This is a genomic window from Microlunatus ginsengisoli, assembly GCF_039537205.1.
In the GTDB taxonomy this organism is placed as follows: Bacteria; Actinomycetota; Actinomycetes; order Propionibacteriales; family Propionibacteriaceae; genus Microlunatus; species Microlunatus ginsengisoli.
The window spans coordinates 88,243-106,062 of the sequence record NZ_BAABAB010000016.1 but is presented as its reverse complement, the minus strand read 5'-3'; the positions used below and the strand labels follow the sequence as shown (position 1 = coordinate 106,062).

The window sequence follows — 17,820 nt, the reverse complement described above, 5'->3', positions numbered from 1 at the left end:
CGAGGCCGTCGTCGTCGAGCCGGGTCTCGCTGTCCGGCGCGGCGTCGATGGCCTCGGTCCAGACGTCGCGGTCGGCGGCCGCACCGAGGATGTGCTCGGGCTCGGCCAGCAAGACGTCGACCACAGCCGGGTCGAAGTGGCCCCCGCGCCGGCTCTGGGCGACGGCGAGCGCGCCCTCGAGGCCGTACGTCCGTTGGTGCACCTCGACCACGTCGGCCAGTTGCGCGACCCGCATCTCGATCGGGATCTCCTCGCCGGCGGCGCCCGCCGGCAGGCCGCCGCCGTCGAAGCGCTCGAAGGTGTAGCCGAGCACGTCCGCGACCTCGGCCGGCAGCCCGACGTGCCGGGCCAGGGCGGCGGCCGAGGTGCAGTGCGAGTGGATCAGGGTGGCGAGCCGTCCCCGCGCGTCGCGGAACAGCGCGCCCATCGTCCGCAGCCGGTCCGGCAGCGGCTCGCCGCGCGCCACGTTGCCGACCAGGAACCGCAGATAGGGCAGGCCCGCCCAGTCGACCAGATATGCCTCGTGCCGGACCGCGATGTCGTCGCCGAACCAGCGGGCATACTCCTGGGAGTCGGCGTGGCAGCCGATCCACATCAGCAGGGTCGCGTGGTAGACGACGGCCCGCTGGTGCGGGGTGAGGCCGAGCCGGTCGGCCAGCCGGCCGGCGATCAGGGCCGAGCGAAGCATGTGTTCGGCGGGCTGGCCGAGGCCGAGGTCGATCGCCACCGACAGCCCGGCCAGCACCTCGACCCGGCGGGGGAGCGGCTCGCCGGGAGACCGTGGCCGCGCGGTCACGCCGCCGCCCCCAGCATCCGGGTGCCCATGACGTGGATTGTGCTCTCTTCCGGGGTGCCCGCGGGTCAGGGCCGAACCGCCGCCCGGCGTGACCCGGCGGCGACCGGGCCGACGGACTGCGCCGTCGCGCTGAACCGCGCCCCGCCGGCGAAGAAGAGGCCGGACTGGGGCAGCCAGAAGTCGCCGAGACGGGTTTGCTCCCTGAGCGGTCCGAGCGGGCCGAGGTCGTGGCCGTCGAGCCGGGCGGTGCCGCCGCCGACCCGCCAGACCGCGCGTGGGGCGGCCTTGAAGTGCTGGCCGTTGGGCGTCCGGCCGGCCAGCCGGATCCGGCCGGCGTGCAGCATCAGCCGGACCATCGGGCTCATCGAGGAGAGGATCGCGGAGCTGTTCCAGGCCGCCTCGGGCATCGCCCCGCCCATCCCGGACAACGCGGCGGTCGCGGCGGTCCGGACCAGAGTGAGCTGCCAGGACAGCCGGCCGGGGAGCGACACCTCCAGGGTCCAGTCGTCTCGCCAGCCCAGCTCGATCGCGGGCACCCGCTCGGCGTCCGCCGCCGCCCCGAAGTAGCGCGGGCAGCTCAGTTGGGGATCGACGGTGGTGAAGATCGTCCATCGGCCCGCAGGGTCGCGGTGCCAGATCGTCCGGTACGCCGGCCCGACCGAGCTGGCCTGCATGTTGCGCAGGGCCAGGTAGTGGCCACTGCGGAAGGGGACGCCCATGGCGCCGTAACCGACGAATCGCTCGTCGTCGCCCGCCGGAAGCCGCCGGTCGGCGCCCGCTTCCGCCACCTGTCGTGGAGTCGTTGCTGTCATGTCTCCACGATCGCCGGGTCGCGGCCGGTGCACGTGGGGCATCGGCCTCAGATTCTCGCCCTGGCCCTACCATCACAGGATGGTGCTCGGCCTGATCGGAGCGTTCGGCGCGGCGGTCTGCTACGGCGTCGCCTCGGTGTTGCAGGCCCTGGCGGCCCGGCGGACCGAGACGGCCGAGGGGCTCGATCCCCGCCTGTTCCTGCGGCTGCTGAAGTCCGTGCCGTACGTGGCCGGCCTCGCCCTGGACTGCCTGGGGTTCGGGCTGTCCCTGCTCGCCCTGCGCACCCTGCCGCTGTTCCTGGTCCAGGGGGTGATCGCCAGCAGCCTGGCCGTCACCGCCGTCCTGGGCTCGATCCTGCTGCACATGCGGCTCCGCGGCCGGGAGAAGGTCGCGGTCGGCGTCGTCGTCGCGGGACTGATCCTGCTGGCTGCATCGGCGGCGGAGGATCACCCGGTTCACGTCAGTGCGGCCGACGGCTGGGGCACCCTGATCGCCGCGGTCGCACTGAGCGGCCTGGCGGTGCTGCTGGCCCGGCTGCAGGGGCGGGTCGGGGCCGCGGCCCTCGGCACGGTGGCGGGACTCCAGTTCGGGGTGGTGGCCGTCGCGGCCCGGATCTTGCCGTCGACGTACGCACCCGGGGTGCTGCTCACCGATCCGGCGACGTACGCGCTGATCATCGCGGCGCCGGTCGGCATGCTCGCCCTGTCGACCGCGCTGCAGCGCGGCACGGTCACCCAGGCCACCGCTCCACTGGTGGTGGCCGAGACGGTAGCGCCGGCGGCGGTCGGGCTGCTGCTGTTCGGCGACGCCCCCCGCGCCGGCTGGGAGTGGGCGGCGGCGCTCGGCTTCGTGCTCGCGGTGGTCGGCGCGGTCAGCCTGGCCAGTCACGGCGAGGTGCGGGTCGAACCGTCCCCCGCCCCGACACCGCCGGCCGGGCCCGCCGCGACACAGACGCCCCCGCAGTAAGCGCACTCGTGAGGATCCGGGACGGGAGAGCCGGGCACCTGGCCTCCCGCTCGAGTGCGCGGTCCGGTCACGACGACGGCTGCTCCGTCGTCGCATCGAGTTGATCATGTCGAGCGGGCACAATCCGGGCCTCGGCTGACGAGGGAGCAACCGTCGTCGAGAACTGCGCCGACAGTGCCGGAACGGCCGTGTGTCGGAGGCCTGTGACACGCTGCACGGCATGGCGATATCGGTCCAGGTCACCTTCGACGCGAGCGATCCGCGGGCGCTGGCCGCCTTCTGGGCGGAGGCGGTCGGCTACATCCGGCAGCCGCCGCCGGACGGGTTCGGTTCCTGGGAGGAGGCGTTGGCGGCCTTCGGCGTCCCGGAGCGCGAGTGGAACTCGCGGGCCGCGCTGGTCGATCCCGACGGCCGCGGTCCGCGGTTCTTCTTCCAGCAGGTGCCGGAAGGCAAGACCGCGAAGAACAGGCTGCATCTCGATGTCCGGGCCGCCGCCGGGCTGAGCGGTGACGAGCGGATGGCCGCGCTCGAGCGCAAGTGCGATCAGCTGGTCGCGCTCGGCGGGACCAGGCTCTATCGGGTCGAGCCGGCGCCCCCGATGGAGACCGGGTTCATCACCATGGCCGATCCCGAGGGCAACGAGTTCTGCCTCGACTGACCGGCCCCGGCGGATGGGTCAGCGCTGCCAGCCGAACTCGCCGCCGACCATGGTGGCGAGCACCTCGATCTCGGCGATCCGGGAAGGCTCACAGTCGGCCGGGCTATCGGCGAGCACGGTGAGATCGGCCAGCTTGCCCAGGCCGAGGGTGCCCTTGCGGTCCTCCAGGCCGGACGCGTACGCCGAGCCGACGGTGTAGGCCCGCAGCGCCTCCAGCCCGGTCAGCGCCTCGTCGGGATTGAAGGGCGCCCCCGACGCGGTGCGCTGGTTCACCAGGTCGTGGATGCCGAGCAGCGGCGGGCCCTGCACCACCGGCCGGTCGGAGCTGCCGGGCAGCACCAGACCGGCGGCCAGCAGCGAACGCTGACGATAGGCCCAGCCGGTGCGCTCCGGCCCGAGAGCGCGTCGCATCCCGTCGCCGATCTCGTTCACGAACCTGCCCTGCGGCACCGGGATCACGCCCAGCTCGGCGCACCGGGCCACCTGGTCCGGACGCGCGACGCCGAAGTGCTCGATCCGGTGTCGGGGCACCGGCCCGGGTCCGGTCCAGGGAATCGTGGCCTGCGCCTCGGCGTAGGCATCGAGCACGAGGTCGATGGCGGCGTCGCCGATCGCGTGGGTCGCCACCCGCCAGCCGCCCCGGTGCGCGTCGATGATCGTGCCGCGCAGCTCGTCGGCGCCCGCCTGCAGGTATCCCCGCTGGCCCGGGGTGTCGGCGAAGTCCGCCGTCATCGCCGCGGTGTGACCGATCAGCGAGCCGTCGGAGAAGACCTTGACCGACCCGATCCGCAGCCAGTCGTCGCCGAACCCGGTGCGCAGCCCGAGGTCGAGGCCGGTGCGCAGCTCGTCCTCACCGGTCCGGTGCAACACGTCGGAGGCAATCATCAGCTCGACCCGCACCGGCAGCCGGCCGTCGGCGTACGCACGTTGATAGGCGGCCAGCTCGACCGGGCTCTTGCCGATCCAGCCGCCACCGATCCCGGCCTCGGTCACCGACGTGATGCCCTCACGGAGGTAGTGCCGACCGGCCCGCTCGACCGCCGTGACCAGATCGTCGACCGGCACGGGCAGGACGAGCGGGTTGAGCAGCGACTGCGCGGTCTCCTGCAGCAGCCCAGTCGGTCGACCGGTTGGGTCGACCACCACGAGCCCGCCGGGGACGTCGACCGGGTGCTCGGACAGGCCCAGATCGTCGAGCACGGCCGAGCTCACCACGCACATGTGGCCGCTGGTGTGGGTGATCCAGGTGCGTCGCCCGCCCGCGGCCCGGTCTAGGCCTTCTCGGGTGGGGTGGGCACCGGTCTTGTTGTCGTCATAACCTGAGCCGATCACCCACGCGTCGCTCGGGCGCTGGGCTGCGGCCGCCGACACCGCCTCGTACAGCTCGTCCAGGCTGGACACCCGGCAGTCGACCTCGGTCAAGCTCAACCCGAACCCGGCCATGTGCTGGTGCGCGTCGTTGAAGCCCGGCACCACCACGGCGCCGTCGAGGTCGAGCACCCGCCGGGCCGGGACCTCCTCGTGCGCGACCACCCGGTCGCCGAGGACGGTCAGCGCGCTCACCTCGCCGCGGTCGTCACCGGCGACAGCGCCGTCGAGGGTGAGGATCCGGGCGTGCCGCAGCAACAGGTCGGCCTCCAGCATCTAGCGAGTCTCGCAGCCGCCCGGCAGTGCTCGCGCGCGACCCGGAGCGGGTCGAATCCGCTTCAGGCCCCCGGACGCCAGGGCTCGTGGGCGTGTGCGAGCCAGACCTGCTCCGGATCGAGCGCGACCACCAGCAACTGTCCTTCGGTACGCGGCTCGTCGAGCTCGCGGAACCAGACGGCCATGTCGCCGCCGATGACGACCGGCCGGGCACCGGTCTCGATCACGACGACCTGGCTGCCGCGGGTGTGCCCCGGAGCCGGAACGAGCCGGACTCCGGGCAGCAGCTCGAACTCCCCGTCGACCGGCACGTACTCGACCCCGGGCGCGTCGACCCATTCGGGAATCGTGTAGTCCGCTTCCGTACGCGCGTCGTCGAGCTCTCGCCGCTGCACATGGATCGGCTTGCCGGCGAAGAGGTGGTTGCCGCCGCAGTGATCGAAGTGCAGGTGCGTGTTGACGACGAGGTCGATGCCGGTGAGGTCGATGTCTTGTTCGTCCAGCGGATGAAGACGGGGATCCATGTCGGCCACTGCCGGGTGCAGCGCTGTGAGGCCGGTGTCGACCAGAACACGCGCGTCGGGATGGTCGACGACGTGCACGTAGACGGGCAGCCGCTCGTCGCCGGCGAGCAGATCGGCGACGAGGATCGGGGTCACGGTGATGGGAGACGGCACGCTGATCGGGCTCCTTCGTCGGAGGGCGGGTGCGCGTGTGCGCAGAGAACCGGCGGATCCTGTTCCGCCGTCCGGATCATGCTCTCCTGTCGTGCGGGCGCGATGATTTCCGACCCGATGGCCGGTCGGTAGCCACATGACAGCGACCTCCCGACCACTGTCGTCTCGTCCACGCTGCAGGGCCCCTTCGACTGGGCGCACGCCGGAACTGATCTATCGACCCACGCTCCGCACCTGGCCGACCGGTTGAGCCGTCCTCCGGCATACCGCCGTCTGTCCACCATCTGGATGTCTCAACCGCGCGGGAATATAGCCGGGCGAAGTAAGTTGACGGTTGTATGACCACCAACGTCGATTTCTGGTTCGACCCGCTCTGCCCGTTCGCCTGGATCACCTCCCGCACGATGCTGGAGGTGCAGAAGGTCCGAGACATCCGCGTCACCTGGCACATCATGAGCCTGGCCTATCTGAACGAGGACAAGGACATCTCCGACTCCTACCGGGCCGGTCTGGCGGACGCCTGGAAGCCGGTCCGGGTGTGCATGGCCGTCGAGCAGGCGTACGGCCAAGAGCGCCTGGCCGACCTCTACACCGCGCTCGGCACCCGCAAGCACACGCTGGGGGCGGACAAGCTCGACGCGACGTTGATCACGGCCGCGCTGGTGGAGACGGGGCTGCCGAGCACGCTGGTGGACGCGATGGAGGATCAGTCCTACGACGACGCGATCCGCACGTCCCATCGGGAGGGGATGGACCAGGTCGGGCACGATGTCGGCACCCCGACGATCGCCATCGACGGGCAGGCCTTCTTCGGCCCCGTCCTGACCAGGATCCCGAAGGGCGAGGACGCCGGCACCATCTGGGACGGCGCGGTCGCCTTGTCGTCGTTCCCGTACTTCGCCGAGCTCAAGCGGAGTCGCCAGAGCGAACTCGTCTTCGACTGATCGGCGAGCTGGGATAGCGCTCGATCCGTCGCGCTGAGCATCGCGTCGGGTCAGGCGCCGTCGACGGCGCCTCGTACGGGTGACGAGCGGTCGGGGCGGACCACCCGGTGGCAGCCGACGGGCGGGGCCGATAATCAGCTACCGCCGTGGCGTCGGGCGCGGGACAGTGGTCGTGAAGCCCAGGTCCACAGGAGTCCGCCATGAGCAGCGAGCCGTCGTCCCGGTCGAGCAGCGCGACGGCGGCGCCGCCGAACGATCCCGTCACCGACGTCCTCACCAGCGCCGGCCTGACTGTTGACCCACGGGTCGGCGATTGCGTCTTGCTGGCCGCGGCCGCCCATCGGCAGCGGTTCGAGACCAAGAGCGCCGACGGCCCCGCGCTGAATCGGAGCACCTTCTTGTGGGCGCTGTGGTGGCTGGACGGAACGGTGCGAGCCGCGCTGGACGATCATGGCGGTCGCATCGAGGACTTCGAGAAACTCCTGGGCGTCACGGGGAATCCCGGTCCGGCTCCCGACCACATCGAGCTCGGCGGCGAGCTGACCAGGGCGTTGCGAGCGTTCGTCGCTGACCCTTCGACGCCGGCGGGCGTCGTCACGCCCGGTCTGTTGGGCGTCGCGATCCTCCGGGACGTGGAGGTCAACGGCGGCCTACTCGCCGATCGCTTGCGTGACCTTCGAATCGATGCAGCCAGGGCCCTGGACACGCTGCGGATCCTGTCGGTCGACCAGAGCGAACCGGCGGCGGTGATCGGACAGGTGCCGCTGCCTCGGATGTGGGACGTCACGCCACGACGGTTCGGTGTGCACCTCCCGGCCGACGCCGACGAACCGGGGCCGTACGTCGCGCGGGATGCCGACGTCGAGCTGGACCGATCGCTGAGCGAGCAGGTCCCCGTCGTGGCCGTGGTAGCTCCACCCATGAGCGGGGCGATCCGCGCCGTCTTCGAGGCGTTGCGACGACGGCGTCCCGACGACCGGGTGCTGCTCCTGCACGAGCTCCTCGACTCGGGCCCAGGCCACCCTCCGCTCGACGCGGCCGACCTCGACCGGCTGTGGGGCAGCGGTGCCGGCGTGGTCTGGGTCCGCGATCTTCGTGAGCTCCTCGACGCCTCACCCGTGTTCGAGGACTGGTTCCGGCGACGCGGCGGCGGACTGCGCGCGACGCTGGTCGCGGTGCTGCGGCCCGAGGACACCGGCCGTGCATCGGATCTGGGCCTGCTGTCCGGCGCGTTGGTGGAGCTGACCGGCGGGCTCTCGACCGATGAACAGGTGCGCGCGCAGAAGCTCTACGGAGCCGAGCTCGCGACCGTGTCCGCGGTTGCCGCCGCGAGTGCCCGACGCCCTGCGGTGGTGCGTGCGAACTACGCCGCCGACTCCGCCACCGCTGCCGAGCTGCTCGACGAGGATGGCGACGACCTCGACATCCACTCCGACGTGGAGGTGCTCGCGAAGCTGATCGCTTCGAAGGACGTCCAGCCGCCGCTGTCGATCGGGCTGTTCGGGCCGTGGGGCTCCGGCAAGAGCTTCCTGATGCGCCAGGTGCAGCTGCGGATCGAGGATCTGGGCACGCAGTCCCGAGCGGTCGCGGACCCGTCCGCAACCGGCTACCACCGTGAGATCGTTCCGGTCGAGTTCAACGCCTGGCAGTACGCGCACGGCACCGCGCTCTGGGCCGCCTTGATCAACCGGGTGTTCCAGCAGATCCAGCAGAAGCTCGGCGGGGACCAGAGGTACCAGACAGTGCTCCGCGAGATCGCCGTCCGGGACGCCGGCGTGGCGCAGGCGCATGCCCGGCTCGACCTGGCCCGGGCCAAGGTGGACCAGTCGCGGCCGGCGGCCCAGGATCGCGTCATCGAAGACGTCGCCAGGGACCACCACCTGGCCGACGACGCGATCGAAAAGCTCGCGGCGGGCCTGCAGCTGGACGCGGCGACGAAGCAGGTGAGCGACCTGAAGTCGGAGTACGACCGGTTGATCACGACCTCGTCCCGGCTGGACAAGGGCTGGGCCACGGCGTCCACCCCGCGCAGGCTGATGGCCGGCGGTCTGCTCGCCGTCGGGGTGGCAGCCGCCGTCGTCTGCGCGCTGCTGCCGGGCGCGGTCGAGCAGCTCGGAGCGTTGGTCGGGGCGTTCGCTTCGATCGCCTTGGCCCTGGTGCAGCTGCTCCGGCCGGTCAACCGGGGCCTGGAGCAAGCGGCCAAGATCTTGCGTGCCGACGAAGCCGACAAGCAGGAGCTCCAGCGGGCACAAGACGACCTCGACCAGGCGACGCAGGATCTGGCGGCCGCGAAGGCATCCGGCCTTGCCGGCCTCTACGGCTTCGTCAGTGACCGCAGCAGCTCGGCGGACTATCGCCGCGAGCTCGGGATGGCGCCGATGATCAGGGACGACCTCGAGCGGCTCGCCCGGCTGTCGAAGGTCGAGGGTGGTCTTCCCGGTATCGACCGGATCGTGATCTTCATCGACGATCTGGATCGTTGCCCGGCCGCCGAGGTGGTCCGGGTCCTCGAAGCCGTGAATCTGCTGTTCGGCTTCGAGCTCTTCGTCGTCGTGATCGCCGTCGACTCCCGCTGGTTGCTGCGCTCGCTGGAGGGCACGTTCAGCGACGCGTTCGATCCCGACGACAGCGCGGCGCCGACGCCGCAGAACTACCTCGAGAAGATCATCCAGATCCCGTTCTGGCTTCAGCCGATGCAGCCCGACGGATTCGGCCGGCTGGTGACGAGCCTGGCCGGCGAGGTGGACAGTTCCCGGCGCGATCTCGACGCCGTGCACGCCAACGGCAACGGCTCGAACTCGTTCGCGGGTGTCCCGGCCGCGGACGGCTATCCCTTCCACGACGGGGAGCCAGCCACGCACGAGGTGGCCGGCGCCGACGCGAGCGACGACGCGAGCGTCCCGTCCCGACCCGGCGTCGGGGTGAGGGACGCACAGTCCGGGCCGACCCACCGCGACGACTTGAACCCGAAGGCGCTGCGGCTGACCCAGGACGAACTCGACCTGATGGTGAGGTTCCATCCACTCGTCGGCACACCGCGGGCCGTGAAGCGGTTCCTGAACACGTACCAGCTGCTGCGCGTGTCGGTGCCGGACGTCGATTCGTTCCTGGACCGCAAGGACTTCCGGCCGGTGCTGATCTTGCTGGCCTTGCTGACCGGAACGGTGCCCGTCTCGGACCCGATGATCCTCGAGCTGCGGTCGATGACCGACGCCAACTTCGCCGACTTCCTCGACAGCACGCAGACCGGGCGAGAGTCCAGCCCTCGACGTGATCTCTCAGCTGACTGGAAGCCGGTCGTGTCGGCTTGTGCAGACCTGCCGACCGCAAGCGTGACACCCGAGATCATCGCGACCTGGCTGCCGAAGGTGGGGCGCTACTCCTTCCATCCTGTGTCGACGTGATCGCCGCGGCAGTCGAGCGCTCGAGGTCAGCGGCACGGCGACATCCCGGAAGCGGGCGCCACTGTCTTCGCGATCGACGGGCTGCCGCTCAGCCGGACCCATCGGGATCCTCGTCCGTCGGCGGCTTCGCCTGCCTCAGTGCCTCGCTGATCAGAGCGCGGGCGGCCCACGTGGAGGTGTCGACCTGGTCCTGCGGCGGAAGTCCCCGCAGATCGTTCAGCACGATCAGTGCCTCCCAACCGATGACCATGGCCAGCGCCGAGACGAGCCGCTGGTAGCCGGCCTCGTCCAGCATCGGTCGGAGTGGCTCGACGGCACGCTCGATCCACGCGATCCGGCGGTATCCCCGGCGCGGGCCCGCCGTCTCCTCGGGGGACGCCGTCAGGGTGAGTCGCAGCAGGGACCGGCCGAGCGGGAGGGTGTCGGCGGTGCTGTGGTGGAGGGCACGGATCATCGCCTCGACCCGTTCGGACGGGTTCTCGCTGACGTCGGCCCGTTCGATGGCCTCGTCCACCTCGGTCTGGGTGAGCAGACCCAAGGTGGCGTCGATCAGCAACTGCTCGAGCGTCGGGAAGTACTGGTACACCGTGCGCCGCGACACCTCGGCGGCGTCGGCCACCTCGTTGACGGTCGGTGTCTGTCCGGCGGCGATCAGGTCCTCAGCGGCACGAACGATGGCGGCGCGTGTTCGCCGACGTTGCCGTACGCGACCGGCGCTCTGTGTTGTCTCGGTCATGGTGCTCACTCTCTTGACACAGCTATGCAAGCAGGATACATCTATGTCTAGATTGCACAGTGGTGCAATGAGGCATCGTCGGAAAATGGGAGACATGTCAGAACTCACGACCGATTCGAGGATTGCGGCCGCGACAGCAGCGAGCGTGACCGGTCCGGTGACGCTGATGAACCGGTTCGTGGTGCCGGCGTCTCGGGATCAGGAGTTCGAGGCGATGTGGACGCGCACCAGCGAGTATTTCGTGGCTCGTCCGGGATTCGTGTCGCTACGACTCCACCGGGCGGTCAGCGCGGATGCCACCCATCGCTGGGTGAACGTGGCGAACTGGGCCTGCCAGGCCGACTATCGCGCGGCGCACGCAACGGAGGAGTTCCGGCGGCTGGTCGGACAACCCGGCTGGCAGGAGTTTCCCAGCTTCCCGACCCTGTTCGAGGTCGTCACGTCGGTCGGATGACTCGGCTGGTCGGGGTGATGGCGCGCCTCATGGCTCCTCGCGGCGGGCCAGTTCGGCCGTCGCCGCGCTCAGCGGTGGGAGGGTGGTCGTGAGGGCCGGCCGTGCTGTGCCTCGAGGGTCGCGTTGCGGCTCTCGAGAGCCTCGTTCCTCGCCTCGAGGTCGAGGACCATTCGGATCCCGGCAAGATTGAGTCCGCCGGCCAGGAGGTCGCCGATGCGGCGCAGTCGGTCCAGGTCGGCGGAACTGTAGCGGCGGGTGCCGCCGCTGGTGCGCTCCGGTTCGAGCAGGCCGCGTGCCTCGTACGATCGCAGGTTCTGCACACCGGTCCCCACCAGTTCGGCGGCGACCGAGATGCCGTAGACGCCACGCAGCCGATCGATGTCCGTGCTGTCGTCCTCCGCGTTGTCGTCGACTTTTCTCACCGCACCTCTTGCCTGTACATGTCGTCTATGCTACATAAAATCTATAGCGCATGCCATAGATCCATCCGGGTCTGTGGTCCAGCCGGAGCATCAGAAACGACACGATGGAGGTGAACCCGATGCTGATGCGCACTGATCCCTTCCGTGAACTCGACCGATTCACCCAGCAGGTGTTCGGCGCCGACGGCACGCTCGCTCGTCCCTCGGTGATGCCGATGGATGCTTGGCGAGACGGCGACATGTTCCATGTCGAGTTCGACCTGCCGGGAATCGACCCGGAGTCGCTCGATCTCGACGTCGAACGCAATGTGGTGACCGTTCGGGCCGAACGATCAGTCCGAGCCGAGGACGTCGAGCTGATCGCTGCGGAGCGCCCTCGCGGCGTCTTCAGTCGGCAATTGATCCTCGGCGACAATCTCGACACCGAGCACATCGCGGCCAGCTATCGCGATGGCGTGCTCGGCCTCGAGATTCCGGTCGCGGCGCAGGCCAAGCCTCGCAAGATCTCGGTGAGCCACGAGAGCGGGAATGCCCAGGCCATCAACGCCTGACCGATGGGTCGCGACGATGCATCCCGTGATCCATCCGGATGGTTCCGACGATCCACGCCGAGCCGCTGAGCAGTTCCTGGACCTAGTGCTCGGTGACGAGGATCTGCTGCTCAGCGAGTTCCAGGCCCTCGTCACCTCCATCGCGGCGAGCACCGGTTCCGATGAATCGGTTCCCGACGACGAGGGTCGGTGATCGACGGCGTCGCTGAAGCGGGTGGCAGTTGCCGCGCCCGGCCACGGGTCCCGAGTCCGGTGTCACATCATCAACGACACGGGCCGCCGGCGGTGCCCGGGCCGGACGCGGCAAGCGCGAGAACAGCTGAACCGGTGAGGTGGTCGTCAGCTGTCACGGTCGATCGCGCCGGACGAGGCCGAGGTGTCTCCGCCGAACACGTACTTCCAGACCTGGGATACCTGCGAAGATGCACCGTCGTGGGAGCGGGCCCGCGATGAGGGTGCCGCCGGCGCCGGCTTAGCGGCATCGGGCGATCAGCGGGCGAGGGGTCTGGCGAGCACCACGATTCCGGGAGGTGCGTCGGGACCGCCTTCTGAGTGGTAGCCGTGTGACATCGCGAACGTGATGCCGTCATTGTTGTCCGCACGGATCACCGCCCGCAGCATGGTCGCGCCGTGGTCGGCGGCGGTGGTCTCGAGCCAGGCGAGGACGGCGCCGGCGATGCCGCGGCGACGATGCCGGTCTGCAACCACGAGGAGACCGATGGTCCACTCGGCTCTGGTCGGATAGCCCGTGATGCAGTCCAGTGCGCCCGCCAGACCACAGTCTCGCCAGATGCCGAGCAGCAGCTTGGAGTCGTAGTCCCGGCCTTCGGGGAGAGCGAGGAAGGTGCTCACCGCGTCCGCGGACCCCGGGTCCCCGAAGGGTGTGCGAAAGTCGGCAAGATCGTCGAACAGTTCCTGCAGGAGCGGCCCGTCGTCGCCCTCCATGGGCCAAAGCCTGACCTCGCCGAGGTCTACCGGCCACACTGGCTCGCCGTCTGCGGTCACCACTCAACCGTAGAGCCCAGCGCAGGCGCATCTCGTCGTTCGGCCCTGATCGGTCAGCGGCGCACTCGATAGCGCAGGTGGAGCACCCGGTTGCCCTGAATCACCACGTCAGCGTCCTCCAGCCGGCGGTGCTCGCGGACTCTGGACGCGTCAGCCGTGCCTCCAGCGTCGCCGGCTGACGCTAAGGTCAAAACAGCCGTACCGCGCTGTTCGCGAGGACACGAGCTCGATCGAGAGGGCCGCCTCGGTCGTTCGAGTCGTCCCTGCCCGTGCCCGATCACGAGGAGACTCCTGGATGAGCGAACTCACTCCCTACCTCTGTGTGGCAGATTGCCGTCGCGCCATCCAGTGGTACGTCGACGTTCTCGGCGCCGAGGTGACCTTCGACCCGATCGTGATGCCGGACGGGCACGTGGGGCACTGCGAGCTGACCGTAGCCGGAGCACGGTGGATGATGTCGGACGAGTTCGAATCCGCCGGCGTGGCAGCGCCCGACCCCGACCGCGGCGCCTGCGTCAGCCTGCATCTCACCGTCGACGACGTCGATGCGCTCGCCGCTCGCATCGTGAAGTCCGGCACCACCATGGATCGCGGTCCCGAGGAGAGCCCGCCCGTGGGCCGCGTGGCCGTCTTCCGCGACCCGTTCGGGCATCGCTGGTTCCTGAATCAACCGGCGCGCGACGGCACCTGACAACTGCCGCAGTGGCGGTCAGCCGGACGAGGATGAACTTTCGCGTCGGCTGATTCGTGTTGATGTGGAGAGGGCTGTGCTCTCGGCGGCCCAAGAATGGGGCAGGTGAGGACATGTCATCGCAGCCGACGTCAACCGGATCGGTCCGTTCGTTCGGTATCCGCGATCGCACACTGATGACCTGGCGAGTGCTCAGTGCGCTCGTGCTCGTGCTGATGGGCGGGATCCATCTCTACCTCGTGTTCTACGGGGTCGGCGACCTCCTCGGCGCGCTGTTCGTGCTCAACGCGGTTGGCGCGCTCGTGTTGGCAATCGCGGTCCTCGTGCTGAGGGCTCGGCTACTGACGCTGGCCCTCATGGCGAGTCTCCTGTTCATGGCGGGGACGCTGCTCGCGCTGGTGCTGGCGCTGACCGTCGGGCTGTTCGGCATTCACGAGGTGTTGACCTTCAAACTCGTGCCCACCACGTTGGTGGTGGAATCCATCGGCACGATCATCCTGGCGATAACGGTTGTGCTGCGGTTGCGATCGCGACCTGCATCCTGAGGTGGGTTCCACTGCCTGTAGGCAGATCCACTACGACGCCGTACCCGCGCTATCCAGCCTTGGAGCCCTCTCGGCTGTCCCGGCTCATCGTCCCGCCCCCACATAGCTGGCTGCCGTCAGGTCGGCGGGGTCGAAGTCACGAGGCAGGTCGGTGACTCGGACGGTGCGTGTTTGACCGGGCGTGAGATCGAAGTAGTTGTCGCTGAACCGGGCGGCTGGATGCGTCGAGGTGACGCGTACCAGGTACGCGAACTGGTCGGCCTCGATCGTCACCTCCGCGCTGGCGCTGCCCGTCACGCGTACGGTGGTCCGCAGTTCTGCGTCCGGTAGCGGCAGGTCCTTCACGTCGGTGAAGAACAGCCGATTGTCGGGAAACGTTCCGTCTTCGCTGCCGACCCATGCATACGTCTGCGTCGAGCCGTTCAGGGGAGCTGCCCATACCCGTTCCGACGTGGCCGCCGCGATCCGCACCGGGACGTCTTCTTGCAGGAGCCGTGAGCCGTCGAACCCGCGGAGCGACAGGGTCGCCGTCGTCGAGACCGGCGTCCTGCCGGAGTTGGACACCCACAGGCTCAGCTCGCCGTCGTGGTGCACGAAGCTGGCCAGGACGGGAGCGTAGGCGCGCGCGGTCGCGTAGTAGGCGGCCTTGGGCACCGTGTCGTAGTCGACCAGCGACCAGGTGATGCCGGGCCACACGTCGTTGAACTGCCAGATCAGCGTGCCGCTGCAGATCGGCTGGCGACGTCGGTAGTGCTCGATGCCGAACTTCATCCCCTCGGCTTGCGAGGCCATGGTGAAGTCGACGTACTCCTCGATCGTCGTCGGCACGCCGGTGACGACCTCGAGCAGCGCGTCGCCCTTGTCCTTGGGGTGGTCCTTGTTGTGCGCGTCGAAGGACGGGCTGTGAATGGCCAGTTCGGCGGCCGGTAGCCATCGCTGCAGTGTCGACAGCGCGGGAGAGGAATGGATGCCGAACTCGCTGATGAACCGCCCGCGATCCCTGGCATACCGCCGGAAGTGACGGGCCTCGCCCACGCTCGCGTACTCCTCACCGCCGCCCGCGCCGGCATCGAAGCCGTGCCACACCTCCCAGGCGTGGCGGTCCCCGTCGAGCACGCCGTTGACGGCCATGAACCCTTCCGGAGTGTCCTCACCCCACGGGCTGCCCGGCCAGTAGGTCGCCGTGGGATCCAGCCGGCGTACGGTCTCGGGCAAGATCTTGTGGAAGAAGTGCCAGCCCCAGTTGCCGGGTTCGTACTCCTGATAGGCGAATCCGTGCAGCAGGTGTACCTCGTTGTTCCCGGACCACAGCGCGAGGCTGGCGCGGTTGCGGAGCCGCCGTAATTGGTACTCGGCCTCCAGCTGCACCTCCCGCTGCAGCCCGGCGTCCTCGCTCGGATAGTCGGCGCAGGCGAACATGAAGTCTTGCCAGATCAGCACCCCGGCCTCGTCGGCGGCGGTGTAGAACCCATCGTGCTCGTAGACGCCTCCACCCCATACCCGCAGCATCGTCATACCGCCCTCGCGGGCGAGCGAGATCAGCTCGCGGTGGCGTTCGGGGGTAACGGAGCCGACCAACATGCTCGCTGGAAGCCAGTTCGCGCCGCGGGCGAACACCGGCACGTCGTTGAGGACGAACTGGAACAGCCGGCCGCCTTCGGCGTCCGGGGCCCGGTTCACCGCGATGGTACGGATACCGATGCGATCGGTCACGACATCGCACGGACCCTCGTCCGTGCCGAGCTCGATGCGGACCTGATAGAGCGACGGGTCGCCGAGGTCGTGGGTCCACCACAGCTCGGCGTCGTCGACGGTGATGTGCCCCTCGGCCACGCCGTCGCGGACCGGGATCGTGATGTGATGACTCCGCCCCGTCGCCGAGGTGAGCTCAATGCTCGCGTGCAGCGTTCCCGCGGCCGGACCGGTCTCGACCTCGACCAGGACGGTGAGTTCCGCGGTCTCGGCGTCGTGGTCGATGGCGTCGGTGCGTACGTGGTGTCCGGTGATGCGGGCGCACGGTGTGATGATCAGTTCCACCGGCCGCCAGATGCCGATGGAGGGAACCCTGGGGCCGAAGTCCCATCCCCAGGACATCGTCGCTTTGCGGCGCTGGGTGGCGACGGTGAGATCTGGTGAGAAGCCGCTGACGTCGACGTCAGCATCGAGGTCGGGCATCAAGGTGGCGGCGACGCGCTGCAGCTGCGCGACGCTCGCGGGCGAGGCGGAGAGCCCCGCCAGGGGCGGCGAGAAGCGGATGAGCAGGTCGTTCGACGCTCGCAGCAGCTCGGCTATCTCGTACTCCGCGGGACGGAACATGTTTTCGTGGTGTCCCAGTAGTTCGCCGTTCAGCCAGACGTCGGCCACCGTGTCGAGCCCGTGGAAGACGAGTCGAGTACCGGCGCCGGGCCGCAGGTCTGGCGGCGAGTCGAAGGTCGTCCGATACCACCAATCGCGCTCTTCCATCCACCTGACCGCGTCTTCGTTCCGGTCGACGTAGGGGTCGGGGATCGTGCCGAGCGCGAGCAGGGACTCGTGGACGCCGCCAGGGACGACGGCGGGCACCCAGGCCTGGTCGCCGTGCGCCAGATCGGTGGGCGCCAGTCCGATCTCACGGTGAGCGAGTTCGAAGCCGTCGATCGGTAGCCGGCGCGTGGTCGATGGACGGGTCACGAGCACTCCTGATTGTGAGATTGGTAGTGACTACTAAGTAACAGATACTCCAAAGTGGTAGTGACTACCAGATTGAGCCTAGGCGAGCGCTCGAACGCTGTCAACGGCGCTCTCGGACGGCGCTGTCGGACGGCGCAGAGTGGAGTTGGTCGGGCGTCTCACCCGCCAGTCCGTCAGCGGGCCGCCATGCGCGGAAGGTGGATCGTCGCGTCGGCGAGCTGAGTGAGCACGGACGCGGTGATCTCCTCGCGCGTCCCCGGGCTCCGTCCGTTCATCTCATCGATCATCTGCGCCAGTTCGAGGGTCAGTGCAGCGGTCACCCGCACGCTCAGGGACGTCGGCGGTGTCCCGAGTCGCTCGCCGATCGCGACCTCCAAACTCTCGCGTGCACTCAAGAAGAGGTCCCACAGCTTCGCGCGCGGGGTCGGCGACTTGTCGATCAGCCGCCGTGTCGCCGCGATGTTGCGCCGCGGATCGTCGACGGTATGCGCCAGTGTCAGCAGCACCCGGCCGAGCGCTGTCTCCAGGTCCTCGTCCTCGGGGCGCGCTCGAAGGTGCGGAGCGAGGTCGAGCACCTGCGCGAGCTCGTCGAGCAACAGGAGATCCTTGCTCGGGAAGTAGCGATACAGGGTCGTCGTGCCGACGTCGGCCCGCGCCGCGATCTCTTCCATCGTCGTCGCGTCGTAGCCGTCGCGCTCGAACAACTCGATCGCGGCGCTGACCATGCGGTCCCGGCTCTGCGCTGCCTTCTTCTCTCTCAGGCCCATGAGCCCACGTTAGTGTCCGCTACCGATCGGGAGTCACCCCCGAAAGCGTCGAGCCGGTGGCGCCCGATGCGGCCCGA

18 protein-coding genes are annotated in these 17,820 nt (G+C 69.3%); 9 read left to right on the top strand and 9 right to left on the bottom strand.

What is annotated here, in order from left to right:
- Together ABD747_RS12005 and ABD747_RS12000 are read right to left on the bottom strand one after the other, a co-directional pair.
- Positions 1-796 (bottom strand): HD domain-containing phosphohydrolase (locus tag ABD747_RS12005; RefSeq protein WP_344804742.1); only part of this gene is annotated, 796 nt, incomplete at its 3' end.
- Between the two features lie 65 nt (positions 797-861).
- A complete protein-coding gene (locus ABD747_RS12000; RefSeq protein WP_344804740.1) occupies positions 862-1,608 on the bottom strand; it encodes a hypothetical protein in 747 nt (248 codons plus the stop codon).
- A 79-nt stretch (positions 1,609-1,687) separates the two neighbouring features.
- Between ABD747_RS12000 and ABD747_RS11995 the strand changes: the two genes are divergently transcribed.
- Positions 1,688-2,575 carry a DMT family protein gene (locus ABD747_RS11995; RefSeq protein WP_344804738.1) on the top strand — a complete coding sequence of 296 codons (888 nt, stop codon included), beginning with the start codon at positions 1,688-1,690 and terminating at the stop codon, positions 2,573-2,575.
- A 220-nt stretch (positions 2,576-2,795) separates the two neighbouring features.
- Positions 2,796-3,233 carry a VOC family protein gene (locus ABD747_RS11990; RefSeq protein ID WP_344804736.1) on the top strand — a complete coding sequence of 146 codons (438 nt, stop codon included), beginning with the start codon at positions 2,796-2,798 and terminating at the stop codon, positions 3,231-3,233.
- 18 nt (positions 3,234-3,251) lie between these two features.
- Here ABD747_RS11990 and ABD747_RS11985 read toward each other — a convergent pair whose 3' ends face one another.
- Positions 3,252-4,877, bottom strand: coding sequence for an amidohydrolase (locus ABD747_RS11985; RefSeq protein ID WP_344804734.1), 1,626 nt, complete (start codon positions 4,875-4,877; stop codon positions 3,252-3,254).
- 62 nt (positions 4,878-4,939) lie between these two features.
- Positions 4,940-5,554 carry an MBL fold metallo-hydrolase gene (locus ABD747_RS11980; RefSeq protein ID WP_344804732.1) on the bottom strand — a complete coding sequence of 205 codons (615 nt, stop codon included), beginning with the start codon at positions 5,552-5,554 and terminating at the stop codon, positions 4,940-4,942.
- A 338-nt stretch (positions 5,555-5,892) separates the two neighbouring features.
- On the opposite strand from ABD747_RS11980, the gene ABD747_RS11975 reads away from it, so the two are divergent.
- The gene (locus ABD747_RS11975; RefSeq protein ID WP_344804730.1) at positions 5,893-6,498 is read left to right on the top strand and encodes a mycothiol-dependent nitroreductase Rv2466c family protein; all 606 of its coding nucleotides are present in this window, start codon (positions 5,893-5,895) and stop codon (positions 6,496-6,498) included.
- 200 nt (positions 6,499-6,698) lie between these two features.
- Positions 6,699-9,902, top strand: coding sequence for a KAP family P-loop NTPase fold protein (locus tag ABD747_RS11970; RefSeq protein ID WP_344804728.1), 3,204 nt, complete (start codon positions 6,699-6,701; stop codon positions 9,900-9,902).
- Between the two features lie 88 nt (positions 9,903-9,990).
- Here ABD747_RS11970 and ABD747_RS11965 read toward each other — a convergent pair whose 3' ends face one another.
- A complete protein-coding gene (locus ABD747_RS11965; protein ID WP_344804726.1) occupies positions 9,991-10,638 on the bottom strand; it encodes a TetR/AcrR family transcriptional regulator in 648 nt (215 codons plus the stop codon).
- A 94-nt stretch (positions 10,639-10,732) separates the two neighbouring features.
- Between ABD747_RS11965 and ABD747_RS11960 the strand changes: the two genes are divergently transcribed.
- Positions 10,733-11,092: an antibiotic biosynthesis monooxygenase family protein gene (locus tag ABD747_RS11960; protein WP_344804724.1), complete on the top strand. Its 360-nt coding sequence runs from the start codon at positions 10,733-10,735 to the stop codon at positions 11,090-11,092.
- A gap of 68 nt (positions 11,093-11,160) precedes the next feature.
- On the opposite strand, the gene ABD747_RS11955 is transcribed toward ABD747_RS11960, so the two are convergent.
- A complete protein-coding gene (locus ABD747_RS11955) occupies positions 11,161-11,514 on the bottom strand; it encodes a MerR family transcriptional regulator (RefSeq protein WP_344804722.1) in 354 nt (117 codons plus the stop codon).
- Between the two features lie 119 nt (positions 11,515-11,633).
- Between ABD747_RS11955 and ABD747_RS11950 the strand changes: the two genes are divergently transcribed.
- Together ABD747_RS11950 and ABD747_RS11945 are read left to right on the top strand one after the other, a co-directional pair.
- The gene (locus ABD747_RS11950) at positions 11,634-12,065 is read left to right on the top strand and encodes an Hsp20/alpha crystallin family protein (protein WP_344804720.1); all 432 of its coding nucleotides are present in this window, start codon (positions 11,634-11,636) and stop codon (positions 12,063-12,065) included.
- A 25-nt stretch (positions 12,066-12,090) separates the two neighbouring features.
- A complete protein-coding gene (locus ABD747_RS11945; RefSeq protein WP_344804718.1) occupies positions 12,091-12,258 on the top strand; it encodes a hypothetical protein in 168 nt (55 codons plus the stop codon).
- Positions 12,259-12,554: 296 nt separating this feature from the next.
- On the opposite strand, the gene ABD747_RS11940 is transcribed toward ABD747_RS11945, so the two are convergent.
- Entirely contained in the window at positions 12,555-13,010 is a 456-nt protein-coding gene (locus tag ABD747_RS11940; protein ID WP_344804716.1) for a GNAT family N-acetyltransferase, read from the bottom strand.
- 355 nt (positions 13,011-13,365) lie between these two features.
- On the opposite strand from ABD747_RS11940, the gene ABD747_RS11935 reads away from it, so the two are divergent.
- Positions 13,366-13,761, top strand: coding sequence for a VOC family protein (locus ABD747_RS11935; RefSeq protein ID WP_344804714.1), 396 nt, complete (start codon positions 13,366-13,368; stop codon positions 13,759-13,761).
- Positions 13,762-13,874: 113 nt separating this feature from the next.
- A complete protein-coding gene (locus ABD747_RS11930; protein WP_344804712.1) occupies positions 13,875-14,306 on the top strand; it encodes a hypothetical protein in 432 nt (143 codons plus the stop codon).
- A gap of 84 nt (positions 14,307-14,390) precedes the next feature.
- Here the strand turns inward: ABD747_RS11930 and ABD747_RS11925 are convergent, their stop codons facing one another.
- Positions 14,391-16,976, bottom strand: a complete 2,586-nt coding sequence (locus tag ABD747_RS11925) for a glycoside hydrolase family 2 protein (RefSeq protein WP_344804710.1) — start codon at positions 16,974-16,976, stop codon at positions 14,391-14,393.
- A gap of 173 nt (positions 16,977-17,149) precedes the next feature.
- On the bottom strand, positions 17,150-17,743 hold the full coding sequence (locus ABD747_RS11920; RefSeq protein ID WP_344804708.1) for a TetR/AcrR family transcriptional regulator: 594 nt from the start codon (positions 17,741-17,743) through the stop codon (positions 17,150-17,152).
- Positions 17,744-17,820 lie beyond the last annotated feature (77 nt).